Annotated in this window: 2 protein-coding genes; both read right to left on the bottom strand. The window is 45.8% G+C overall.

From position 1 onward, the window contains the following. Positions 1-1,704 (bottom strand): phage terminase large subunit family protein (locus HZA10_00500; protein ID MBI5194782.1); only part of this gene is annotated, 1,704 nt, incomplete at its 3' end. Then, positions 1,664-2,278 carry a hypothetical protein gene (locus tag HZA10_00495; protein ID MBI5194781.1) on the bottom strand — a complete coding sequence of 205 codons (615 nt, stop codon included), beginning with the start codon at positions 2,276-2,278 and terminating at the stop codon, positions 1,664-1,666. The genes HZA10_00500 and HZA10_00495, both read right to left, overlap by 41 nt. Positions 2,279-2,289 lie beyond the last annotated feature (11 nt).

The raw sequence follows: 2,289 nt of genomic DNA, 5'->3' as shown, positions 1-2,289 counted from the left end.
AGCGTCAAGGAAATGATTTGCAGCTGCTTCTTTTTTCTTCTGCCAGATTTCCCTTGCTTTGCCTGTGGTGCGGTTACGGATTAAAATTTTGTGCTCGGAAGCAAACTGATTTAGATATTCATCGCTGGGCTGCTTAAAGATGTGCCATTTAACCGGATCCCGGGAATGAATGAGCCGGTTGATTTTATCTTTATACTGCGTGACATTTAAATGCCATAAGACAAGGCCGCCTGGAATAACTGCTCCGGTGCGGGAATTAATGTCTATTTTATTTGCCCTGTAAAATCTGCCGCCGGTTATATCTTCAACGCCTTTTATTGCCTTTGTTTTATCCTGCCAGTGCCTGCAGAAACGGTACACCTCATCAGTCTTAAAGCCTGAGTCTATGCAGGACATATACACGGGAAGAGTTTCGGCGGAAGTTAAGCGTTTATATTCTGTCTTGAATAAGGCCTCTTCTATGTCCTGCCAATAATCAACTTCTCCGGCGCGGATAAGCCAGGATTCCTCGTAATATCCCCAGCCGCGGATAACAAAATAAAAGTGATCCTTCTGCACATCTACGCCTGCAGTCAAAACTAAAACCTCATCCGGCACCATCCCTTCGTCATAGTCCCGGGCAAGATTTCGCACCTTGTCCACTGTGGTCTCCTCAATCTTTTCCTCCCAGACCTGCGCCAGCCATGAGTTGACGAAGTTCATCAAGAGCTCAACGTAGTCTTTTGATTTTAAGAACTCGGATGCGATGTCGCTCCAGGTAAGCCAAGGAGAATATAAAGAGCTGAGACAGAAACCCCTATTCTTATTCGGTTCTTTCCTGTCAGCAACCCACTCGCCGCCAAGCATCATTTTAGGTTTTTGGGAATCTTCAATGTGCTGTTTGCAGTGCAGGCACTCATACCAGGCCAGCCGGTCATTTTTGATTTTCTCAGGAGAAGATTCTCCTGCAGGCCATTTCACCTGGCCAAAGACCAAAACCTGCATTTTCCCGCAGTGAGGGCAGGGCACAAAAAACTGCCTCTGGTCTGATTTTTCATACTCCCGATAGATATAACCTTCCCGGGTAGTAGGTGTGGAAACTTTGACTGTCTTTTTATTCCAAAAGGTTTTCTGGCGCTCCTGCGCAAGCTTTATCGGGTCGGCTTCGCGTCCTGAGAATTTCGGGTATTTATCCACCTCATCTAAGAATAAATACCTGATAGGCCTTGAGGCAAGATCAGCCGGTGAGTTTGAGCCGGCAAAATAAAGAATCATCCGGTCAAAGTGGTATTCAAGCTTGGTAATCTCATCTGCATTTTGCGGGATATACTTTGCTAGACTGGCAGAATTTTGAATCATCGGCTTTATGCGGTTAGAAGATACACTCTTGGCATCATCAGCTCTCGGCAAAACCATAAGCGTCGGACCCGGATCCTGGTCAATGATATAGCCGAGCATATTTAGAATTGCTTCGGTCTTTCCTACCTGCGAGGCAGACATAACCGTAATTTCATCTACTAAAGGATCAGTAAAGGCATCCATTATTCCTTTTAGATATGGCGTCCTGTTTGTAGACCACTGCCCGGGCTCAGCTGAAGTCTTTGCATCCAGGCGCCTGAACGTATCCGCCCAAACACTTACCGTCATCTTATTCGGCAAAACCCATTCAGTTGCAGCGTATGGCTTAATGGTCTTTAGATTTTCCTTTGTCAGTCTTATCGGCATTATATGCTCCGGCAAACTGGTTGATGATGGATCTGATTTCATTGTCTAAAATCTCGCAGATTACTTTCGGCTCCTGCTGGTATAATTTTGGCGCAATATAATGCGGAAGCCTTAAAAAGCCCATCTTAATTCCCCGCACCTGCTCTCTTATAATTTCAACGTGCTCGCGGTAAAGGATAACCTCGCTGGTTGCTTTTTTAACCTCAAGCCTTAACAGCTCTGCCTTATACTGGCTGATCTTCTCATCCCAGTAGGCCCGGCCGTCCTGTTCTTTAAAACGCTGGCTTCTTTGCACATGCCAGCTATTTATTTCTTCTAAGTCATAGAAGCCTTCCTTAGTTGAAGGCATGCCGTCTAATTTCCAGCGCTGCACAGTCCGGTAAGTAACACCCATGACCTTGGCTACCTCTTCCACGGTCTTGACAATAGTGGCCGGTAAGGGTTCAGTCTCAAACTGCTCAAGCTCGGTAATTTCCTGTTTAGTTAAGGCTTTGCCTGCCTGGATTTTTTCAATCAAATGCAGGTGGCGCTTTTTGCGGGCAAGCTCAGCTAAGTTTTGATTTGCTTCAGACATGTTTTTCCTCT

The organism is Nitrospirota bacterium (assembly GCA_016212185.1).
Classification (GTDB): Bacteria; Nitrospirota; Thermodesulfovibrionia; order UBA6902; family DSMQ01; genus JACRGX01.
The sequence above is the reverse complement of the archived record's forward strand: the minus strand, read 5'-3'. Positions and strand labels throughout refer to the sequence as shown.

Coding starts and splice junctions, on each gene's coding strand:
- HZA10_00495 (MBI5194781.1), bottom strand. CDS start 2,278: ATGTCTGAAGCAAATCAAAACTTAGCTGAGCTTGCCCGCAAAAAGCGC.